Origin of the sequence: Pelagicoccus sp. SDUM812005 (assembly GCF_031127875.1) — a bacterium.
In the GTDB taxonomy this organism is placed as follows: domain Bacteria; phylum Verrucomicrobiota; class Verrucomicrobiia; order Opitutales; family Opitutaceae; genus Pelagicoccus.
This window is the reverse complement of record NZ_JARXIA010000018.1, coordinates 53,187-70,621: the sequence shown is the minus strand read 5'-3', so window position 1 is coordinate 70,621 and position 17,435 is coordinate 53,187. Positions and strand designations below refer to the sequence as shown.

Annotated in this window: 15 protein-coding genes; 7 read left to right on the top strand and 8 right to left on the bottom strand. The window is 60.2% G+C overall.

The genetic code is table 11. From position 1 onward, the window contains the following. Positions 1-109 precede the first annotated feature (109 nt). From QEH57_RS19005 to QEH57_RS18995, 3 genes are all read left to right on the top strand, one after another. Entirely contained in the window at positions 110-667 is a 558-nt protein-coding gene (locus tag QEH57_RS19005; protein WP_309008363.1) for an RsmD family RNA methyltransferase, read from the top strand. Positions 668-917: 250 nt separating this feature from the next. Continuing rightward, positions 918-2,993 (top strand): elongation factor G, encoded by a 2,076-nt coding sequence (gene fusA / locus QEH57_RS19000; RefSeq protein ID WP_309008362.1) that lies wholly within the window; start codon positions 918-920, stop codon positions 2,991-2,993. Positions 2,994-3,055: 62 nt separating this feature from the next. Then, complete coding sequence (locus QEH57_RS18995) at positions 3,056-3,433, top strand: hypothetical protein (RefSeq protein WP_309008361.1); 378 nt, start codon at positions 3,056-3,058, stop codon at positions 3,431-3,433. Here QEH57_RS18995 and QEH57_RS18990 read toward each other — a convergent pair. The 3 genes from QEH57_RS18990 to QEH57_RS18980 all read right to left on the bottom strand — a co-directional run bounded on the left by QEH57_RS18990 (position 3,430) and on the right by QEH57_RS18980 (position 6,015). Next, positions 3,430-4,146, bottom strand: coding sequence for an RsmE family RNA methyltransferase (locus tag QEH57_RS18990; RefSeq protein ID WP_309008360.1), 717 nt, complete (start codon positions 4,144-4,146; stop codon positions 3,430-3,432). The genes QEH57_RS18995 and QEH57_RS18990 overlap by 4 nt on opposite strands. Before the next feature lie 85 nt (positions 4,147-4,231). Continuing rightward, the gene (locus tag QEH57_RS18985) at positions 4,232-5,059 is read right to left on the bottom strand and encodes an ABC transporter permease (RefSeq protein ID WP_309008359.1); all 828 of its coding nucleotides are present in this window, start codon (positions 5,057-5,059) and stop codon (positions 4,232-4,234) included. Next, the gene (locus QEH57_RS18980) at positions 5,056-6,015 is read right to left on the bottom strand and encodes an ABC transporter ATP-binding protein (RefSeq protein ID WP_309008358.1); all 960 of its coding nucleotides are present in this window, start codon (positions 6,013-6,015) and stop codon (positions 5,056-5,058) included. Before QEH57_RS18980 ends, QEH57_RS18985 begins: the two co-directional genes overlap by 4 nt. Before the next feature lie 171 nt (positions 6,016-6,186). Here QEH57_RS18980 and QEH57_RS18975 point away from each other — a divergent pair, with 171 nt between their 5' ends. From QEH57_RS18975 to QEH57_RS18960, 4 genes are all read left to right on the top strand, one after another. Next, positions 6,187-8,376 (top strand): hypothetical protein, encoded by a 2,190-nt coding sequence (locus QEH57_RS18975; protein ID WP_309008357.1) that lies wholly within the window; start codon positions 6,187-6,189, stop codon positions 8,374-8,376. Positions 8,377-8,438: 62 nt separating this feature from the next. Continuing rightward, a complete protein-coding gene (locus QEH57_RS18970; protein WP_309008356.1) occupies positions 8,439-9,794 on the top strand; it encodes an extracellular solute-binding protein in 1,356 nt (451 codons plus the stop codon). Between the two features lie 90 nt (positions 9,795-9,884). After that, positions 9,885-10,814 carry a sugar ABC transporter permease gene (locus tag QEH57_RS18965; RefSeq protein WP_309008355.1) on the top strand — a complete coding sequence of 310 codons (930 nt, stop codon included), beginning with the start codon at positions 9,885-9,887 and terminating at the stop codon, positions 10,812-10,814. Positions 10,815-10,952: 138 nt separating this feature from the next. After that, positions 10,953-11,795: a carbohydrate ABC transporter permease gene (locus tag QEH57_RS18960; protein ID WP_309008354.1), complete on the top strand. Its 843-nt coding sequence runs from the start codon at positions 10,953-10,955 to the stop codon at positions 11,793-11,795. Between the two features lie 12 nt (positions 11,796-11,807). Here QEH57_RS18960 and QEH57_RS18955 read toward each other — a convergent pair whose 3' ends face one another. The 5 genes from QEH57_RS18955 to ribB all read right to left on the bottom strand — a co-directional run bounded on the left by QEH57_RS18955 (position 11,808) and on the right by ribB (position 17,165). Continuing rightward, positions 11,808-13,727 (bottom strand): TRAP transporter large permease subunit, encoded by a 1,920-nt coding sequence (locus QEH57_RS18955; RefSeq protein ID WP_309008353.1) that lies wholly within the window; start codon positions 13,725-13,727, stop codon positions 11,808-11,810. 331 nt (positions 13,728-14,058) lie between these two features. Then, positions 14,059-14,985: a signal recognition particle-docking protein FtsY gene (ftsY, locus tag QEH57_RS18950; protein WP_309008352.1), complete on the bottom strand. Its 927-nt coding sequence runs from the start codon at positions 14,983-14,985 to the stop codon at positions 14,059-14,061. Between the two features lie 43 nt (positions 14,986-15,028). Continuing rightward, complete coding sequence (nusB, locus tag QEH57_RS18945) at positions 15,029-15,478, bottom strand: transcription antitermination factor NusB (RefSeq protein ID WP_309008351.1); 450 nt, start codon at positions 15,476-15,478, stop codon at positions 15,029-15,031. A gap of 3 nt (positions 15,479-15,481) precedes the next feature. Continuing rightward, positions 15,482-15,952, bottom strand: a complete 471-nt coding sequence (gene ribH / locus QEH57_RS18940; RefSeq protein WP_309008350.1) for a 6,7-dimethyl-8-ribityllumazine synthase — start codon at positions 15,950-15,952, stop codon at positions 15,482-15,484. A gap of 130 nt (positions 15,953-16,082) precedes the next feature. Further along, positions 16,083-17,165 carry a 3,4-dihydroxy-2-butanone-4-phosphate synthase gene (ribB, locus tag QEH57_RS18935; RefSeq protein ID WP_309008349.1) on the bottom strand — a complete coding sequence of 361 codons (1,083 nt, stop codon included), beginning with the start codon at positions 17,163-17,165 and terminating at the stop codon, positions 16,083-16,085. Positions 17,166-17,435: the final 270 nt, after the last annotated feature.

The window sequence follows — 17,435 nt, the reverse complement described above, 5'->3', positions numbered from 1 at the left end:
GATGCAAAGCAAACGCCTCGGCCCCCCAGCCGAGGCGTTTTCCGTTTTCCACCCAAGCCCCCAGCTTTCCCCCTTCACTTTTCGCCATTCGCTTTCCACTCTCCCACCCATGCGAATCTCCGGAGGAAAAGCCCGCGGCGTCACCCTGCGCGTCGACCAAAAAGCCGTGCACCGCCCTGCCATGGACAAGCTGCGCCAAAGCATCTTCTCCTCCGCCTCCGCCTGGGTCCCAGACGCCCGCGTGCTCGACCTCTTCGCCGGCACCGGCTCCTACGGACTCGAAGCCCTAAGCCGCGGAGCCGCCCACTGCACCTTCGTCGAGCTAAACCGCCGCGCCTCCGCCATGATCCAAGCCAACGCCGAGATCGTCGCCAAAAGCATGCGCCAAAAACTGGATACGCACATCGCCACCAGCGACGCCACCAAGTTTCAGCCCCCCGCCGACGCCGCCCCCTTCGACCTCATCTTCGTCGACCCGCCCTACGACCAGCTCGAGCTCCTCACCCCCAAGCTCTTCCCCCTCTTCGAGCAAGTCCTCGCCTCCGACGGCCTCGTCGTCTTCGAAACCCCCGGCCACTTCGAGCCCATGGCCCCAGGCTGGACCCTCAAGAAACGCCTCGGCAAAGGCACCGACCAGCCCACCGCCAACCTCCTCCGCCGCGCCTAAGCCGTAGCGCGGAGCTTCAGCCCGCGTCCCCAACAGGAGGATCTTCATTCGCATCCCCGGCGGATCGACCGCACCGCGGGCGACTTTCCAGCTTCCCCATTCCCCTTCTTGACCCGCCCCCCAAGCCGCGCCACTTTTCCTGCAGCGGAGACGCACGCGACTTCGCCACCCAAGCAACATACGTCTTTTGCCCCAAGAAAGCCGAGCGAACCAAAACGGCTCGCCCAACCCCTCACCCAAAAAAGACGCTATGAGCTATCCTCCAGAACGCATCCGCAACTTCGCCCTCGTCGGCCACCAGTCCGCCGGCAAAACCTCGCTCGCCGAAGCCATGCTCGCCTGCGCCGGAGCCATCGACCGCATGGGCACCGTCGAGGCCGGCAACACCGTCAGCGACTACCACGCCACCGAAAAGGAACGCCAGATCTCCGTGCACGCCTCCCTCCTCCACTGCGACTGGCAAGGCACCAAGTACAACATCATCGACACCCCCGGCTACCTCGACTTCATCTCCGAAGGCCTCGGAGCCCTCCGCGTCGGCGATTTCGCCATGGTCGTGGTCAACGCCCTCTCCGGTCCCGAAATCGGCACCGACCAAGTTTGGGACTACGCCAACCAATTCCAGCTGCCCAAGCTCATCGTCGTCAACGGCATCGACAAGGACAACGTCGACTTCGACGCCACCCTCGCCGAGCTGCGCGCCCACTACGGCCGCAAAGTCTTCCCCATGACCCTGCCCATCGATCCCGGCCCCGGCTGCCGCCGCATCCTCGACGTGCTGCGCTCCGAAGAAGTCGACTACGCCGGCGACGCCTCCGGAAAATATACCGAGACCCCCGCCCAAGGCCCCTGGAAAGAGCGCGTCCGCAAGCTCCACGCCGAACTCGTCGAACTCGTCGCCGAAGCCGACGACACCCTCATGGAAGAATTCTTCGACCAAGGCGACCTCACCGAAGAGCAGCTCCGCTCCGGCGTGCACAAAGCCATCCAAGCCGAAACCTTCATCCCCGTCTTCGCCACCTCCGCCACCACAAACGTCGGCGTCGCCCGCCTCATGGACCTCATCTCCAAATACGGCTCCTCCCCCCTCGACCGAAAAATCGTGCCCGCCATCGACGAAGAAGGCCACCGCGGAGACATCGCCCTCTCCGACTCCAACCCCGCCTGCTACATCTGGAAAACCATCTCCGAACCCCACGTCGGCGAGCTCTCCTTCTGCCGCATGTACTCCGGCTCCATCCACCCCAACATGGAGCTCCTCAACCCCTTCCACGGCACCACCGAAAAGATCGGCCAAATCTTCACCCTGCAAGGCCACCAACGCCAAGCCATCCCAGAAATCGGCCCCGGCGACATCGGCGTCATGGCCAAGCTCAAAGATACCCATACCGGCAACACCCTCACCTCCCTCGAGCGCAAAGTCCGACTCCCCGCCGTCCAATATCCACACCCCAACATCCACGGCGCCCTCGTCGCCCTGCACAAAGGCGACGAAGACAAGCTCGCCGCCGGACTCGCCACCCTGCACGAAGAAGACCCAACCTTCCTTTTTGGATACAACGCCGAAACTCACGAACTCGTCGTATCCGGCCAAGGCGAACTCCACCTCGAAGTCATCAAATCCCGCCTCGCCCGCCGCTTCAACGTCGAGGTCGACATCGTCGAGCCCCGCGTCCCCTTCCGCGAAACCATCCAATCCCCCGCCGAAGCCAAATACCGCCACAAAAAACAATCCGGCGGCGCCGGCCAATTCGCCGAAGTCTGGCTGCGCATCCGCCCCACCGAACCCGGCGCCGGCATCCAGTTCTCCCACTCCCTCACCGGCAACAACGTCGACCGCGTCTTCGTCCCCTCCGTCGAAAAAGGCGTGCACGCCGCCTGCGAAGCCGGCATCCACGCCGGCTACCCCATCACCGACGTCGCCATCGACTTCTACGACGGCAAAATGCACACCGTCGACTCCAAGGACATCGCCTTCCAAACCGCCGGCCGCGAAGCCTTCACCGAAGCCTTCAAAAACGCCCGCCCCATCCTCCTCGAGCCCATCCTCTCCATCGAAGTCAAGGTTCCCGAGCAATACCTCGGCGACGTCATGAGCGACCTCTCCGCCCGCCGCGGCCACATCCACGGCATCGAAGGCGAAACCAAGTACCGCACCATCAAAGCCGAAGTTCCCCAAATGGAAATGTACCGCTACGCCACCACCCTCCGCTCCCTCACCGGCGGCGTCGGCCTGCACAGCGAAACCTTCGCCCGCTACGACCCCCTACCCTCCAACCTCGAAACCCGCGTCCTCAAGCAACCCGAGCTCGCCGCCACCCACTAACCGCAACATCCGGTAGCGCCCCCAACAAGGAACAATCGCCATCCAATCCGGTCGCCCAAAAGATGAACTCCCGCTCCTTCCTACCCCTCGCGAGCCTGCTCTCCCTCGCCCCCTTCGCCAAAGCCCAAGACGAGCCGGTCTCGCCAGACTTGAGCTTTCCACTCTCTCCAGAAGCCGACGCCTTCAATCCTGCTTCGCCAGAGCCCTTCCTCATCGCCCCCGCCGCAACAGAAGCCAATGCCAGCGGGATCGACTACAAGATCCGCATCGTCCCTCCCAAGACCGGCGTAGACTTCAAAATACTCACCCTCGCCCCAAAGCCTGGCATCGACTTCAAGATCCGTATCCTAGATCCCGATACAAAAATAACATTTAACGCATTCGACAAAAAGTCGGACCTCAAAGCTCCGGAACCGCCTGAAGAACAAGCCGCGCCCTAAGCCCTCCCCATCAGCTCCCGAGCCACCGCCACCGCCGCAACGACAGCCGTTTCGGTTCGCAAAACCCGATCCCCCATTCCCGCTAGCGTCCACCCCTCGCTCCGCAGGAAATCTCGCTCCGCAGCGGTCCAACCTCGCTCGCTCCCGATCGCCAAGACAAGATCGCCACTTCCCCTGCAAGCCTCGGCCAGCCGCACCGTCCCCTCGTAGTTATCCAAAGCCAGGCGACACTCCCGTCCCGCCAGCTCGGCAGCCGCTTCCTTCAGGCTCATCCCCCAGCTCACCTGCGGCACCCGCGTCGTAAAAGCCTGAGCCACCCCTGCCAGCACATGGCGACGCCACTCCCCCGTCGACCAAAGCTTCGACTCCGCATAGGACGGCTCCCCTCTATCCGTCACCACAAATCGGATACTCCTCACCCCAAGAGTCGTCGCCTCATTCAAAACCTTCCGCATCGTCTGCGGACGGCTCAACCCCACCACCAAATCGATCGGCAACAACTCCGGCTCCTCCTCCCCCCATTCAAAACCCAATAGCAAACCCGTATCCAAAATCTCCTTAACGGTCGCCCTACCCCTAGGCCCATCAATCAAGCCCACATCAAAATCGTCGCCAACCTGCCGCCGCAAAACCTTCAAGACATGCACCGCCCGCTCATCGCCCAAAGGCAATTCTCGCTCCAACTCCTCCTCTTCAAACAAAACAATATTCATCAAATAAAATTCCATTCCCCCCTCTTCAGAAGATCCATCAAAAACAAATCCGAGAAATCTGTGGTTAAAAACACATCCCCCTCCCTCAACTTCGTAAGTTCTTCCCCGACCGCAACAAGTACCACGCCGCCGCAAACGATACTGCCAGAAACACCCCGCTCACTAAAAAGCAACTACCGATCGAAACATCGCCCACGCCTGTCATGCCCAAACGGATACCGTTTACCATGTACAAAAACGGGTTGAACAACGCCACCGTCTGCCACGCGCCCGGCAACAAGGAGATCGAATAAAACACCCCGCCCAAAAACGTGAACGGCACCACCACGAAATTCGGCACCAAGTTCACGTGCTCGAACTCCTTCGATACCACCGCCGTCGCCAGCCCAAACAAGCTAAAGGCGCAGGACACCAGCACCATGAAGCAAACCGTCAGCAAAGGATCGTGCAAGGTGTTCGCCCCGAACCCCGCCGCGATTCCCCAAATGATCACCGAGGTCAGCATCCCCCGCACCAGCGAGGCCGCTGTGTAGGCCGCCATGATCTGCAGATTCGAAAGCGGCGACGCCAAGACATCCACAACCGAACCATGCACCTTGGTCAAAAAGAACGAAAACGAAGAATTGATAAACGAATTGTTGATCAGCGACATCATCATCAATCCCGGCGTCAGGAAATCCATATACGAAATGCCGCCCATCTCGTCCAAGCGGCTTCCCAACGAAAATCCGAAAACCAAAAAATAGAGCAAGGTCGTGATCACCGGACTCACCACGCTCTGCCCGAGGATGATCATGAACCGCTTGATCTCTCGGCGAAACAGGATCCACGCCGCATACCAGCCCGAAGACCGCTTCGCCGCTTCCGCCGTGCGCCGCAACCGCTCCAACGCCAAATCCGATCGAGCGCTCACGCCGCGCCTCCCTTCCGCGCCAGCAAACCCTTGAAGATGTCCTCCAAAGAACTCCGCCCCGCTCGGATATCCACGACCACCAGCCCTCGCGATCGAGCAAAATCCAAGATGGCACCGATCGCATGCTCCTCCTCCGACATCCCGCCACCCGGATCGTATTCAATTCTCAATACGCGCCCGCTCACTTGCTCCACTCGGTCCGCCTGCAAAGATGCAAAAACGCTCGCCTCCACCTCAACCGAAAAGCTCAGCTCCACCCAACGCTTCCCCAGCTCCTGCATCAGCTCCTCCCGCGGCTGCACTCGCAAAATTTTCCCGCCATCGATGACGCCGATCCGATCCGCCAACTGCTCCGCCTCCTCCAGATAATGGGTCGTCAATACGATCGTCACCCCCTCGTCGCGCAAGCCGCGAACCACCTTCCACAAGTCCTCCCGCAGCTCCACGTCGACCCCCGCCGTCGGCTCGTCCAAGAACAGCACCGCCGGATCGTGCATCAGCGCCTTGCACACCATCAGGCGACGCTTCATGCCTCCGGACAAACGACGCGTATTCGTATCCGCTTTCTCATACAGGGCAAATTTCCGCAGCATGGCCTCGATCTTGGCTCGATCCGGCCTCACTCCGAAATACCCCGACTGAAAAAAGAGCGCGTCCCGAGCGCAAAAGAAGCCGTCGAAATTCAGTTCCTGCGGCACCAGCCCCACCAGCCGCCGCGTCACCCGATAGTCCTTCCGCACATCGTAGCCCCCCACCTCGATTCTTCCCTCGAAATCCTGGATCAAGCCGGAGGCACAGCCGATCGCCGTCGTCTTGCCCGCCCCATTCGGTCCCAAGAGAGCGAAGATCTCCCCCGGCTCCACTTCCAAGTCCACCGCGTCCAACGCCGCAAGCCCCCCATAGCGCTTCGATACCCCTTCGAACCGAATCGCTGCCGCCACATTTGCCATTGCCATCACTACCAGCTACCGAATTCCACTCGCCCGCTGCAAGCGCGAAGCACCCCCAATCTAGTTCTCGAAACTGTCGGCGCACAATTTGCATGTATCCGCGAAGACGTTACCTTGCGGCAAATATCCCTCCGGATTGCTGCATTCCGCCACCCGAACCGTAGACACCTTTCAAGCATGCCCGCCTCGCCCCGACCAGCCCAACCACTCCCCACCAAACGCCAACCGAGCTGGACCTTTTTCCGCGCCGGCAATGTCGACCAAGTCGTTCTGCAATCCGGAGAAGACCTCAAGAACCTCTCGCAGCTCGACCAAAAGCTGTGGGTCGCCCTCAGCTGCCCCGTCAAAGGACTCGAATTCGACGAAGCCACCCTCGCCCTCATCGACACCGACCGAGACGGCACCGTGCGCATCCCGGAACTGCTCGCCGCCATCGACTGGGCAAGCAAACGGCTCACCGACCTGGACGCCCTCGTCGACGGAAACCAAAACCTCGCTCTCGACAAGATCGCCACCGATACCGCCCAAGGAAAATCGATCCTCAACGCCGCCAAGGCCATCTTGCAAAACCTCGGCAAGGCCGACTCGACCACCATCAGCGTCGCCGAAACCAGCCAACGCACCGAGATCTTCAGCAAAGCCGCTTTCAACGGCGACGGAATCGTACCCGCAAGCTCCGCTCCAGATCCGAAACTCTCACAAGCGATCGCCGACATCGTCGCCTGCACCGGCGGGAAGCGAGACCGCGGCGGTGAAATGGGCGTCGATAACGCCACGCTCGCCACCTTCTACGACGAACTGGAACGCTACTCCCAGTGGTCGCAAACCGACTCCCCCGAAGAAACTCCCGTCGGATTCGAAGCCTATCGAAAGATAAAGGACAAGATAGACGACTACTTCTCGCGTTGCCAACTGGTCGCCTACGACCCGCGCGCCGCCGAGCCGCTCAACCACAATACCGACGAATTCGCAGCCATCGGCGAAGATGACCTATCCTCCCTCCCCGAATCCCTGCGAGCCCTTCCGCTCGCCCCACCCACCGCCGATCTCCAGCTCGACCTAGACGGTCCCATCAACCCAGCCTGGAGCCAAGACCTAGCTGGATTCAGAGCCGTGGTGCTAGAGAAACTAGACTACGCCGACCGCTCCCGACTCAGCTTTCAACGTTGGCGAGAGATTTCCGAGCGATTCTCCACCGTGGAAGCCCGCCACAAAGAACTTCACGACTTCAGCGTCCGCCAGCTCCCCGCCACCCGAATCCAGGAGCTGCTCGAGCAAGACTACCGACCGCGCCTCGAAGCCCTCATCGCCCAGGACCGAGAACTCGCCGACGAAGTTGCCGCCGTGGACGACCTGGACCGCCTCGTCCGTTACCAGCGAGACCTCCACCAGATCGCCCGAAACTTCGTCAACTTCGCAGACTTTTTCTCCTTCGAGCGATCCGCTATCTTCCAGGCAGGAACCCTCTACATCGACAGTCGCGGCTGCAACCTCTGCGTGCGAGTCGCCAATCCCATCGCGCACTCCACCCTAGCCTCCCTCAGCCGCTGCTACCTCATCTACTGCGAGTGCGCCCGCGCGGGCGAGACCCCTATCCATATCGCCGCCGTCCTCAGCAACGGCGGCTCAGACCACCTCATGGTCGGCCGCAACGGAGTCTTCTACGACAGAGACGGCAAGGACTGGCACGCACGCGTTGTCAAAATCGTCGAAAACCCGATCAGCATCCGGCAAGCATTCTGGTCTCCCTATAAAAAGTTCGCCAAGTTTTTGGATACGCAAATATCGAAGCGAGCCGAAGCAGCCGAAAACGCTGTTACCGAACGCCTCGCCACCACCTCGAGCGCCGTCGCCCAAGCCGACAAGAAGGCCCCGGAGAAGAAAAGCGCGCAAATCAACGTCGGTACCGTCGCAGCCATCGGCGTCGCCGTCGGCAGTATCGGCACATTCGTATCCATGCTGTTAATACGAGCAATCTCGCTTGGCCCTTGGCTCCCCCTAGCCCTGCTCGCGGTGGTTCTCATGATATCGCTGCCCTCCATGTTCCTAGCATGGATCCGTCTGCGACAGCGAACCCTCGGACCGATCCTCGACGCCAACGGCTGGGCCGTAAACGGGCAGATCAGCATCAATACCCACCTTGCCCGCACCCTTACCACGATCCGAAAACTTCCCAAGAACTCCAAACGCTCGACCAAGCTGTCTAGCCAAAACGGACACAAGGGCGGCCTTTTCCTGTTCGTAATCATCACCGCCGCCCTGGCCGCCACTTTCCTGGCTGCCTACCTCTACCAGAGCGGAAAGTGGACCCCCGCCTGGAAGGAAAAGACCGTCGTCGAGGAAACGATGGCCGATCCCACTCGTTAGGACAGCGCTCTTTGCCAAAAAAAATCCGTGCCAATCCCCGCGATCTGTGGACAAATAGCAGCGTGCTCAGATTAGCCTCCCTACCCTTAGCAGCGCTCGCCCTTCTCCTCGCTTCCTGTTCCCCCAGAGACCGTACCCGCACCGAAGACGGCCGCACCATCGTCACCCTCTGGACCAGCTGGGCCGGCACCGAACGCGCCGGCATCGACGCCGTCGTCGAGGACTTCAACGGCTCCCAAAGCGAGATCTTCGTCCGCACCCTCAACATCACCGACCCGCAGACCAAGATCATGCTGGCCACCGCCGGAGGCAATCCCCCCGACATCGCCATCATGAACAACCAGTTCATCGCCCCCTACGCCGAAAACAACGCCCTCACCCCCCTCGACGGACTCTGCTCCACCGCCGACATCACCCCCGAACGCTTCGTCGAAACCTTCTGGGAAACCGCCACCTACCGCGGACGCACCTGGGCCATCCCCCTCACCTGCTCCGTCACCACCCTGCATTACAACAAGAAGATCTTCCGCGAAGTCGGCTACGACCGCCCTCCCGAAACGCTCGAAGAGCTCGAGCGTATCAACGATCTCATTACGCAAAAACGCGACGACGGCTCCATCTCCCGCATCGGCCACTTCCCCCTCGAGCCCGGCTGGTGGCGACCCGAGTGGAGCAACTGGTTAGGCCTAGGCTCCTACGACGGCCAAGACCGCATGCTCTTCCTCGACTCGGGCTGGCAAAAAGCCGCCGCCTGGCTCGCCTCCTACCACCAACGCTTCGGCAAAGACGAGCTCATCAAGCTACGCTCCGGCTTCGGACGCTTCTCCTCCCCGCAAAACCCCTTCTTCGACGGAAAGGTTGCCATGGTCCTGCAAGGCATCTGGATGAACCGCTTCATCGAAACCTTCGCCCCCGACGACTTCGAATACGGCTGCGCCCCCTTCCCCGCCTCCCAAGACGCCGGCATCCCCTACTACGCCATCGCCGACGTCGACCAAGCCGTCATCCCCAAGGGCGCCGACCACGTCCCCGAAGCCTTCGCCTTCATGCGCTACCTAATCGAACAGGGCGGACTCGAAAAGCTCGCCCTCGCCCACGGCAAGCTCACCTCCCTCAAAGCCGTGTCTCCAGATTTCTACGACAAGCACGACCACCCCTACCTGCAGGTCCACCTCGACATCGCCAACTCCGGCTACGCCAAAGCCCGCCCCCAGCTCGCCCAATACCAAAACTACTTCACCGACGTCAACGAAGCCGCCAACTCCCTCCTCTACGGCCTCGTCACCCCCGCAGAAGGCCTCGCCCAACTCCAAGAACGCCAACAAAAGGCCCTCGACAAAAAGCAGCTCCGCTGGTCCCGGGTCGAAGAATCCTACCAAGCCCTCTGGCAAAAGCAGATCGACGAAACCATCGAATAATTTTCGCCCACTAAGGACACGAATATACACGAAGACTTATCTTAGTTCTTACTTCGTGAAACTTAGTGACCTTCGTGGGCAAAAAAACACATGACTCGTACCCAACGCACCAATACAATCAAAGGCCTCCTATTCATCTCCCCATGGATACTAGGCTTCCTCGCCTTCGCCCTCTACCCCCTCGTCGCGACCCTCTACTTCTCCTTCACCGACTACTCCGTACTCGCCCCGCCCGTGCCCATCGGCACCGAGAACTACGCCGAGCTCGCCCAAGACAGCAACTTCATGAAGGCCGTCTTCAACACCGTCTTCTTCGCCGCACTCTCCGTCCCCCTCAACACCGCCCTGGCCTGCTTCCTCGCCATCCTGCTCAACTTCAACGTTCTCGGCAAAAGCTTCTTCCGCACCGCCTTCTTCCTCCCCTCCCTCGTCCCCATGGTCTGTCTCGGCGTCATCTGGCGCTGGCTGCTCAACGGTGAAGTCGGCCTCATCAACCAAGCCATCGGCCCCTTCGCCGACTTCGCCAATGCCCTGCTCGGCACCCACTTCGACACCCCCGCCTGGCTCGAGGACCCCGCCTTCACCAAGCTCGGCCTCGTCGTCGCCAGCGTCTGGGGGCTCGGCCACGCCATGGTCATCTTCCTCGCCGGCCTGCAAGAAGCCCCCGTCGAACTCTACGAAGCCGCCGAACTCGACGGAGCCGGCTTCTGGGGGAAGCTCGCCCACGTCACCCTCCCCATGGTCTCCCCCTACATCCTCTTCAACATGATCATGGGCTTCATCGCCGCCTTCCAAGTCTTCGCCGTCCCCTTCGTCATGATGGACGGCGTCAACGAGCCGCCCGGCGGCCCCGGCGGCTCCATGCTCTTCGCCGCCACCTACATCTACCTCAAGGCCTTCCAAGACTGGGAGATGGGCTACGCCTGCGCCATGGCCCTCATCTTCTTCGTGCTCGTCGTCACCCTCACCATCACCCTCATGAAACTCTCCGAACGCCGCGTCTACTACGCCGGCAAGTAAAATATGTTTTCCCACTAAGGACACGAAGTTCACCAAAAAACACATCCCCCAAATACCTTCGTGTCCCTTAGTGCCCTTAGTGGGCAAAAAAGACACAAGCCGATCCTCTCCCCACTTCTTAATTCTTCATTTAACACAGTGCCTACCCACAAACTCAGCCTCCTCGGAAAGATCCTCCTCTACGCGCTGCTGGTCCTCTTCGCCATCCAGTTCGCAGCCCCCTTCGCCTGGATGATCTCCACCGCCTTCAAGCCGCTCGAGGAAACCATGGCCCTGCCCCCCGTCTGGATTCCCTCCGAGCTCATGTGGCAAAACTTCAGCGAAGCCATCGCCTCCATGGGCAACTTCTGGCGCTACGCCGCCAACACCCTCTACGTCGCCCTGCTATCCGTCCTCGGCTCCGTGCTCTCCAGTTCCCTCGCCGCCTACGGCTTCTCCCGCATCGACTGGCCCGGCCGCGACAAAGTCTTCTACCTCTGCATCGCCACCATGATGATCCCCTTCCCCGTCATCATGGTCCCCACCTACGCCCTCTTCCGCGAACTCGAGTGGATCGGCACCTTCAAGACCCTCTACGTCCCCTTCTTCCTCGGCAACGCCTTCAACATCTTCCTGCTGCGCCAGTTCTTCCTCGGTATCCCCAAAACCATTACAGAAGCCGCCCGCATCGACGGCTGCAGCGAGCTCCGCATCTTCTGGCAAATCATCCTCCCGCTCTCCAAGTCGGCCCTGCTGGTGATCGCCCTCTTCACCTTCATGCACAGCTGGAACGACTTCTTCGCCCCCTTCATCTTCATCAACGACCAAGAGAACTACACCCTGGCCCTCGGCCTCCAAGCCTTCCAGTCGAGACAAGGCGGCACCGAATGGCACTACCTCATGGCCGCCAGCACTCTCATTATCCTACCCTTGATCGTACTCTTCTTCTTTACCCAAAAAACCTTCATCCAAGGCATCACCGCCACCGGCTCGAAAGGGTAGGAAAAAGAACCCCTAACGCCCCAGCACTACGCTCGGCAACCAAGTCGTCAAGGCCGGCCAATAAGTGATCAGCAGCACGCCGACCACGAAAACGACCAGCATCGGCAGGGCCGCTCGGATCACCATGCTCATCGGCTTCTCGAAACGGTAGCTGGCGAGGAACAGGTTCATGCCAATCGGCGGCGTGATGTATCCAAGCTGCAAGTTCGCCAAAAAGATGATGCCCAAGTGCACCGGATCGATCCCGAACGCCGCCCCCAACGGCACGATCAAAGGCACGATCACGATGATGGCCGAGAAGATATCCATCAAGCAACCCACCACGATCAGGAACAGATTCAGCAGCAGCAGGAACACGAGAGGCGATTCGATATTCTCCGTCGCCCACATCACCAGCTGATCAGGAATCATCTCCGTTACCAAGTAGTTGGTGAAGCCCATGGCTACGCCGAGGATCAAGAGCACGCCACCTACCAGCAGTCCGCACTCCGCCATCACGCCCGGCAACTCCCTCAGCATGGAAACCTTGCGCACCAGCTTCGCGTCAACGATGTAAAGGATCATCGCATAAAAGGCCGATACCGCTGCCGCCTCCACCGGAGTCGCGTATCCACTAAACAATGCAAAAAGAGCCACCACCGGCAGCAACATCTCGCCGGTCGCGCCCCACGCTGCCTTGCCCAATTCCTTGACCCAAAGGCCTAAGTCAAACGGAGCTTCGTCCGGAGCGGCCACCCGCTTCGGCTGCCGCATTACTCCGTATCCAATTGTCAATACAAGCAACAAAGCACCCGGCAACAAGCCTCCGAGAAAGATCTGCTCCAGCGAGATGCTCACCCGCGCCGACGACGCCACCACGCTATAAAGAATCAACGGCAAACAGGGCGGAAACAAGACTCCCAGCGACCCCGCTCCCGTCAACAATCCGATACTCCTGCGATCGTCGTAACCCGCGGCCAACAGCACCGGCATCAACAAACCGCCCAGCGCTAAAATAGTCACCCCGCTCGCGCCCGTGAACACCGTGAAAAACGTGCATACCAAAACCGTAACAATCGCCGGCCCGCCTCGCACCCGCCCGAAGACCGCGTTGATCAAGCGAATCAAGCGCTGCGACGATTCCCCCTGCGCCAACAGGTAACCGGCCAAGGTGAACAAAGGCAGCGTCACCAGCATCGGACTCTTTACCAAGTCGTACAGATTCAAGGCCAAGATCGGCCCCACCTCTTCCGGATAGTAGCCGCCCCAACCCCAAAACAACACCAATGCCGCTCCCGCCAAAGTCACGAAAATCGGAGCGCCCAAAACCGTTGCGATCAGCACCACCGTCAACAGCGGCCAAACGAAGCCTTCCACCTCGTCGAACTCGTAGAATCCAAAGTAAAACAAGCCCGCACCCACCACGATCGGGATCAAGCGCAACCACCAGCGATCCCCCGACTGCCAGATCAGCCGCAAGGTCAGCACCAAGAACCCGAGCGGCAAAATCAGCTTCGCCCACCAAAGCGGAAAGCCCGGAAACAACTCCGACTCCATGTCGCTAAAGTCGTTGAAGATATACCGGTAGCTACCCGCGAACAGCGACGCCGAAACGAATGCCGCAACCGTTCCGCTAATGTTCTTGGCAGCCGCCGCATACCCAGATTTCAAATACGCGGTAAAGGTCGAAAGCGAAAGCAGGCGCGCCTCGCGGGCAGCGATCACTCCGCCCACCATCGCCACGAAAAGTACCAAATGCTGCTGGATCGCGGAGTTGCCTGAAATCCCGGCGTCGAACTGGCGCATCACGATCTCGAAAAGCGGCAGCAACATCATGGCGCCCAAGGCAATCGCGATGGACCAATTCTCCAAGCGATGGAACACCGCCAAAACAGGATCCCACCACTTGCGGGAATTCACCTCAGAACCGTATGATCCACTTTCTTCAGACACGCCCACCATGCAAGCCAGCCACCCCCGCGAAGCAAGGTGAATTCTTCGCCCGCGTCCCTCGGAAAGGTGACATTCCAGATGAAAAGACTTCACCGCAGCTCGGAGAGGACTCTGAGGTAATACCCGCTGTCCCAGCGGCAGGCAGGGGTAACCCCGTAGCGCGGTGCTTTAGCCCGCGACCACATTGCAAGAGCGATAGTAAGGTCGGCGCTTGTTAGCACCGCATCAAACGGATCAAACCTTCAGTGCAGCGTGCCGCAAGCGACAGACCTACAAAATATTGCGGGATCCACTCTCTGCGGTCGCGGGCTAAAGCTCCGCGCTACGGGGGCTACTCTTCCTCGTCTGCCCCGAAGATCGCGTCCACGTAGTTGTCGACTCGATACTCCTGCAGATCTTCGGGCTTTTCGCCGAAGCCGAGGAAGAAGATGGGCAGCTTGAGCTCGCGATAGATGCCTACTAAGGCTCCTCCGCGACTGGTCCCGTCGAGCTTGGTCACAACCAAACCGTCGAGGCCAAACTTTTCGTTGAAGACGCGGGCTTGCTCGATCGAGTTAGAACCGAGGCTACCGTCCACCACCAAAAGGCTGTAGTGTGGCGCCGCCTCGTCGTGCTTCTGCAGCACGCGGCGAATCTTCGCCAGCTCGTCCATCAAATTGCTCTTGGTATGCAAGCGGCCCGCCGTATCGATGATCAAGGTATCGTGGCCGCGGGCCTTGGCCGCTTGGTAGGCGTCGAAAGCGACCGCTGCCGAATCCGCCCCGTGCTGCCCGGCGATGATGTCCAAGCCCAGCCGGGAAGACCACTCCTTGAGCTGCTCGATCGCGGCCGCGCGAAAGGTGTCGCAGGCAGCCACCATCGGGTTGCGGCCGTCTTGCTTGTACTGGTAGCCAAGCTTGGCCGTGGTCGTGGTCTTGCCCGAACCATTGACTCCGATCAGGCAGATCACCGTTGGCGATCCCTCCACGAACTGGATACGGCCTTCAGAACCCTCCAGCACGCGCTTCAAGACCGAAGAGCCGATCGCCGCCACGTCCTTGCCGCGCAGGTCCTTGTCCTTCTTGTACGCCTTCTGCGTTTCCTCGACGATCTCCTCCGTCGTCTCGTAGCCGAAGTCCGAAGCGAAAAGCGCTTCCTCGAGCTCCTCGATCGTGGAAGCGTCCAGCTTCTTGCGACCGAAGATGCCACCCGTCTTTTCAGCGATGCTCTTGGCCGACTTGGCGAGACCGTCCTTGAATTTCTTGAAAATCGAAAGCATTCGAGCGTCCCTCTCTTATAAGCTAACCGTATTCGCTATCCAACTACTCCCAGCTCGCCGTGCGAGATGGTCGATCCAGCCCGCCTTTGAGCTTGTCCAAAATCCCGTTCACGAAACGGCGCGACTCGGCAGTGGAGAACTCCTTGCTCAAGTCGATCGCTTCGTTGATGGTCACGACCGGCGGGATGTCCTTGCGATACAGCAGCTCGTAGGCGGCCAGGCGCAGGATTGCCAAGTCGATCTTTGCGATACGCTCGAAGTCCCAGTTCTTGGCCAACTCCATGATCTTGTCGTCGATCTCAGCAGAGTATTCGATGACGCCGTGCACGAGCTCCTCCGCGAAGTTGTAGTAGTCGCGCTCCTCCTCGAGGCCTTCGAAGAAAACGCTCAGGTCGTCGACGAGGTTGGTGGGCCGATTGATCGACCAGGCGTAGATGTACTGCATCGCGGCGACGCGACACTGACGGCGTTGAGATTTTTTTCCCTCGGACATGTCTTAAGAATATTTGCGGCGCAGCTTCGCCATTTCCAGGGCGCACTGCCCAAACTCCGATCCCTTGGGAATCGAACCGATGCAACGCTCCCGCACTTGCTCCTCGTTCTCCCCTACGATCAAGCCCGCCACCACCGGCATGCCGGAGGAAACCGCCACCTGTTGCAGACCATGGTTGGCCGAGTCGGAAACCATCTCGTAGTGGCGCGTGCCGCCCGCGATCACCACCCCAAGAGCGATCACCGCGTCGAACGAACCGGAATCCACCAAGAACTTGGCCGCTACCGGCAGCTCGTTGGCGCCCGGTACCCGCTCCACGACGATCGCATCGTCCGCGACTCCCGCCTGCTTGAGGGTTGCAAGGGCTCCGTCGAGCAAGCCCGCGACGTATTCCTCGTTGAATCGGGCTGCAACGACACCGATCCGGAAGTCGGACCCGTCGATTTTCAGCGCGGATGGCGATAGTTGGCTCATGATAAGAACGATTTAAGAACAGCTACGTGAGAGGAAGGGCAACTTGCCTCCCTCCCTAGGCTTGTAAAGGCAAAAGGCGAATCCGAATCCAACTCCGATTCCTCCCCTCCACCTTCACCTTACACAATTCCTACAGGCCGACCGTTTCCACGATCTCCAGGCCGTAGCCGTCGAGCGCGATCACGTTGCGGCTGGAATGGGAGAGCAAACGAATCTTCTGCAAGCCGATAGCCGACAAGATCTGGGCCCCGATCCCGTACTCGCGCAAGCTCATGGTCTTGTCCTCCGGCGTCTCTACCAAGCCCCCGCCGGGACGGCGAATGTACACGATCGCGCCGCTGCCTTCCGCGGCGATCCGCTTCATGGCCAAGCCGATAGAGTCATCCGCCACGCTTCCCTCCGGATGGAAAATGTCCTTGATCACGTTCTCCGCATGCACCCTCACCAAGGTCGGTTCGCCAGTAATCTCTCCCGCCACCAAGGCCACGTGCTCCCGTCCGTCCAGCAAGCTGCGGAACACCTTCATGGTAAAGTGGCCGTAGCGGCTCGCATAAGGCTTCTCGCTGACCAGCTCCACCAAGTTCTCCCGCTCGTGGCGGTATTCGATCAGGGAAGCGATGGAGATCATCTTCAACCCGAAGCGCTTCTTAAATTCGAAGAGCTGAGGCGTACGGGCCATGGTGCCGTCGTCGTTGAGCACCTCGCAAATCACCGCGCAGGGAAACTGCCCCGCCAGCGACGCCAAATCCACCGCCGCTTCCGTATGGCCAGCCCGCTCGAGCACGCCGCCCGACTTGGCCTTCAAGGGAAACACGTGCCCCGGCTGCACCAGCTCGTCCGGCCGCGTGTCCGGATTGGCCAGCAACTTGATAGTGTGGTAGCGATCGTAGGCGCTGATCCCCGTAGTGATCCCCTCCGCCGCGTCCACCGAAACCGTGAAGTCCGTCTTATGCGACTCCCGATTTTCCTGCACCATGGGGCTGATCCCCAAACGATGCAAATGGTGCGGCGTGCACGGAACGCAAATAAGCCCGCGAGCATGCTGGATCATCAAGTTGACGTTCTCCACCGACGCCTTCGAAGCGGCAAAAACCAGGTCGCCCTCGTTCTCGCGATCCTCGTCATCCGTCACGATCACCGGCTTGCCCGCCGCGATGTCCGCGATCGCATCTTCAACCGAATCAAAAACAACTTCTTCTGCGCTTTCCGCCATAATCCCGCCAGCAAAACCCCGCCCACCTATCCTGACAACCCGATAAACGCAGCGATCGACAGCTCCACCTCACCAACCCGCAGCTCCCCCTCACCGCCGCCTGTGCAAAAAGTATATCAACGTTGATATACTTTTTGCGCGCCCCAGCACCGCCTCGGTTTCCTCGGGCCGCATTGGTTTCTTCGCATGCCTCGGGTTCTGCGAGACTATGAGATCTCGCCGGCGGCATTCGCTGTGCCGCTGGCCTGGCTCACGGCGGCCATCTCAAAA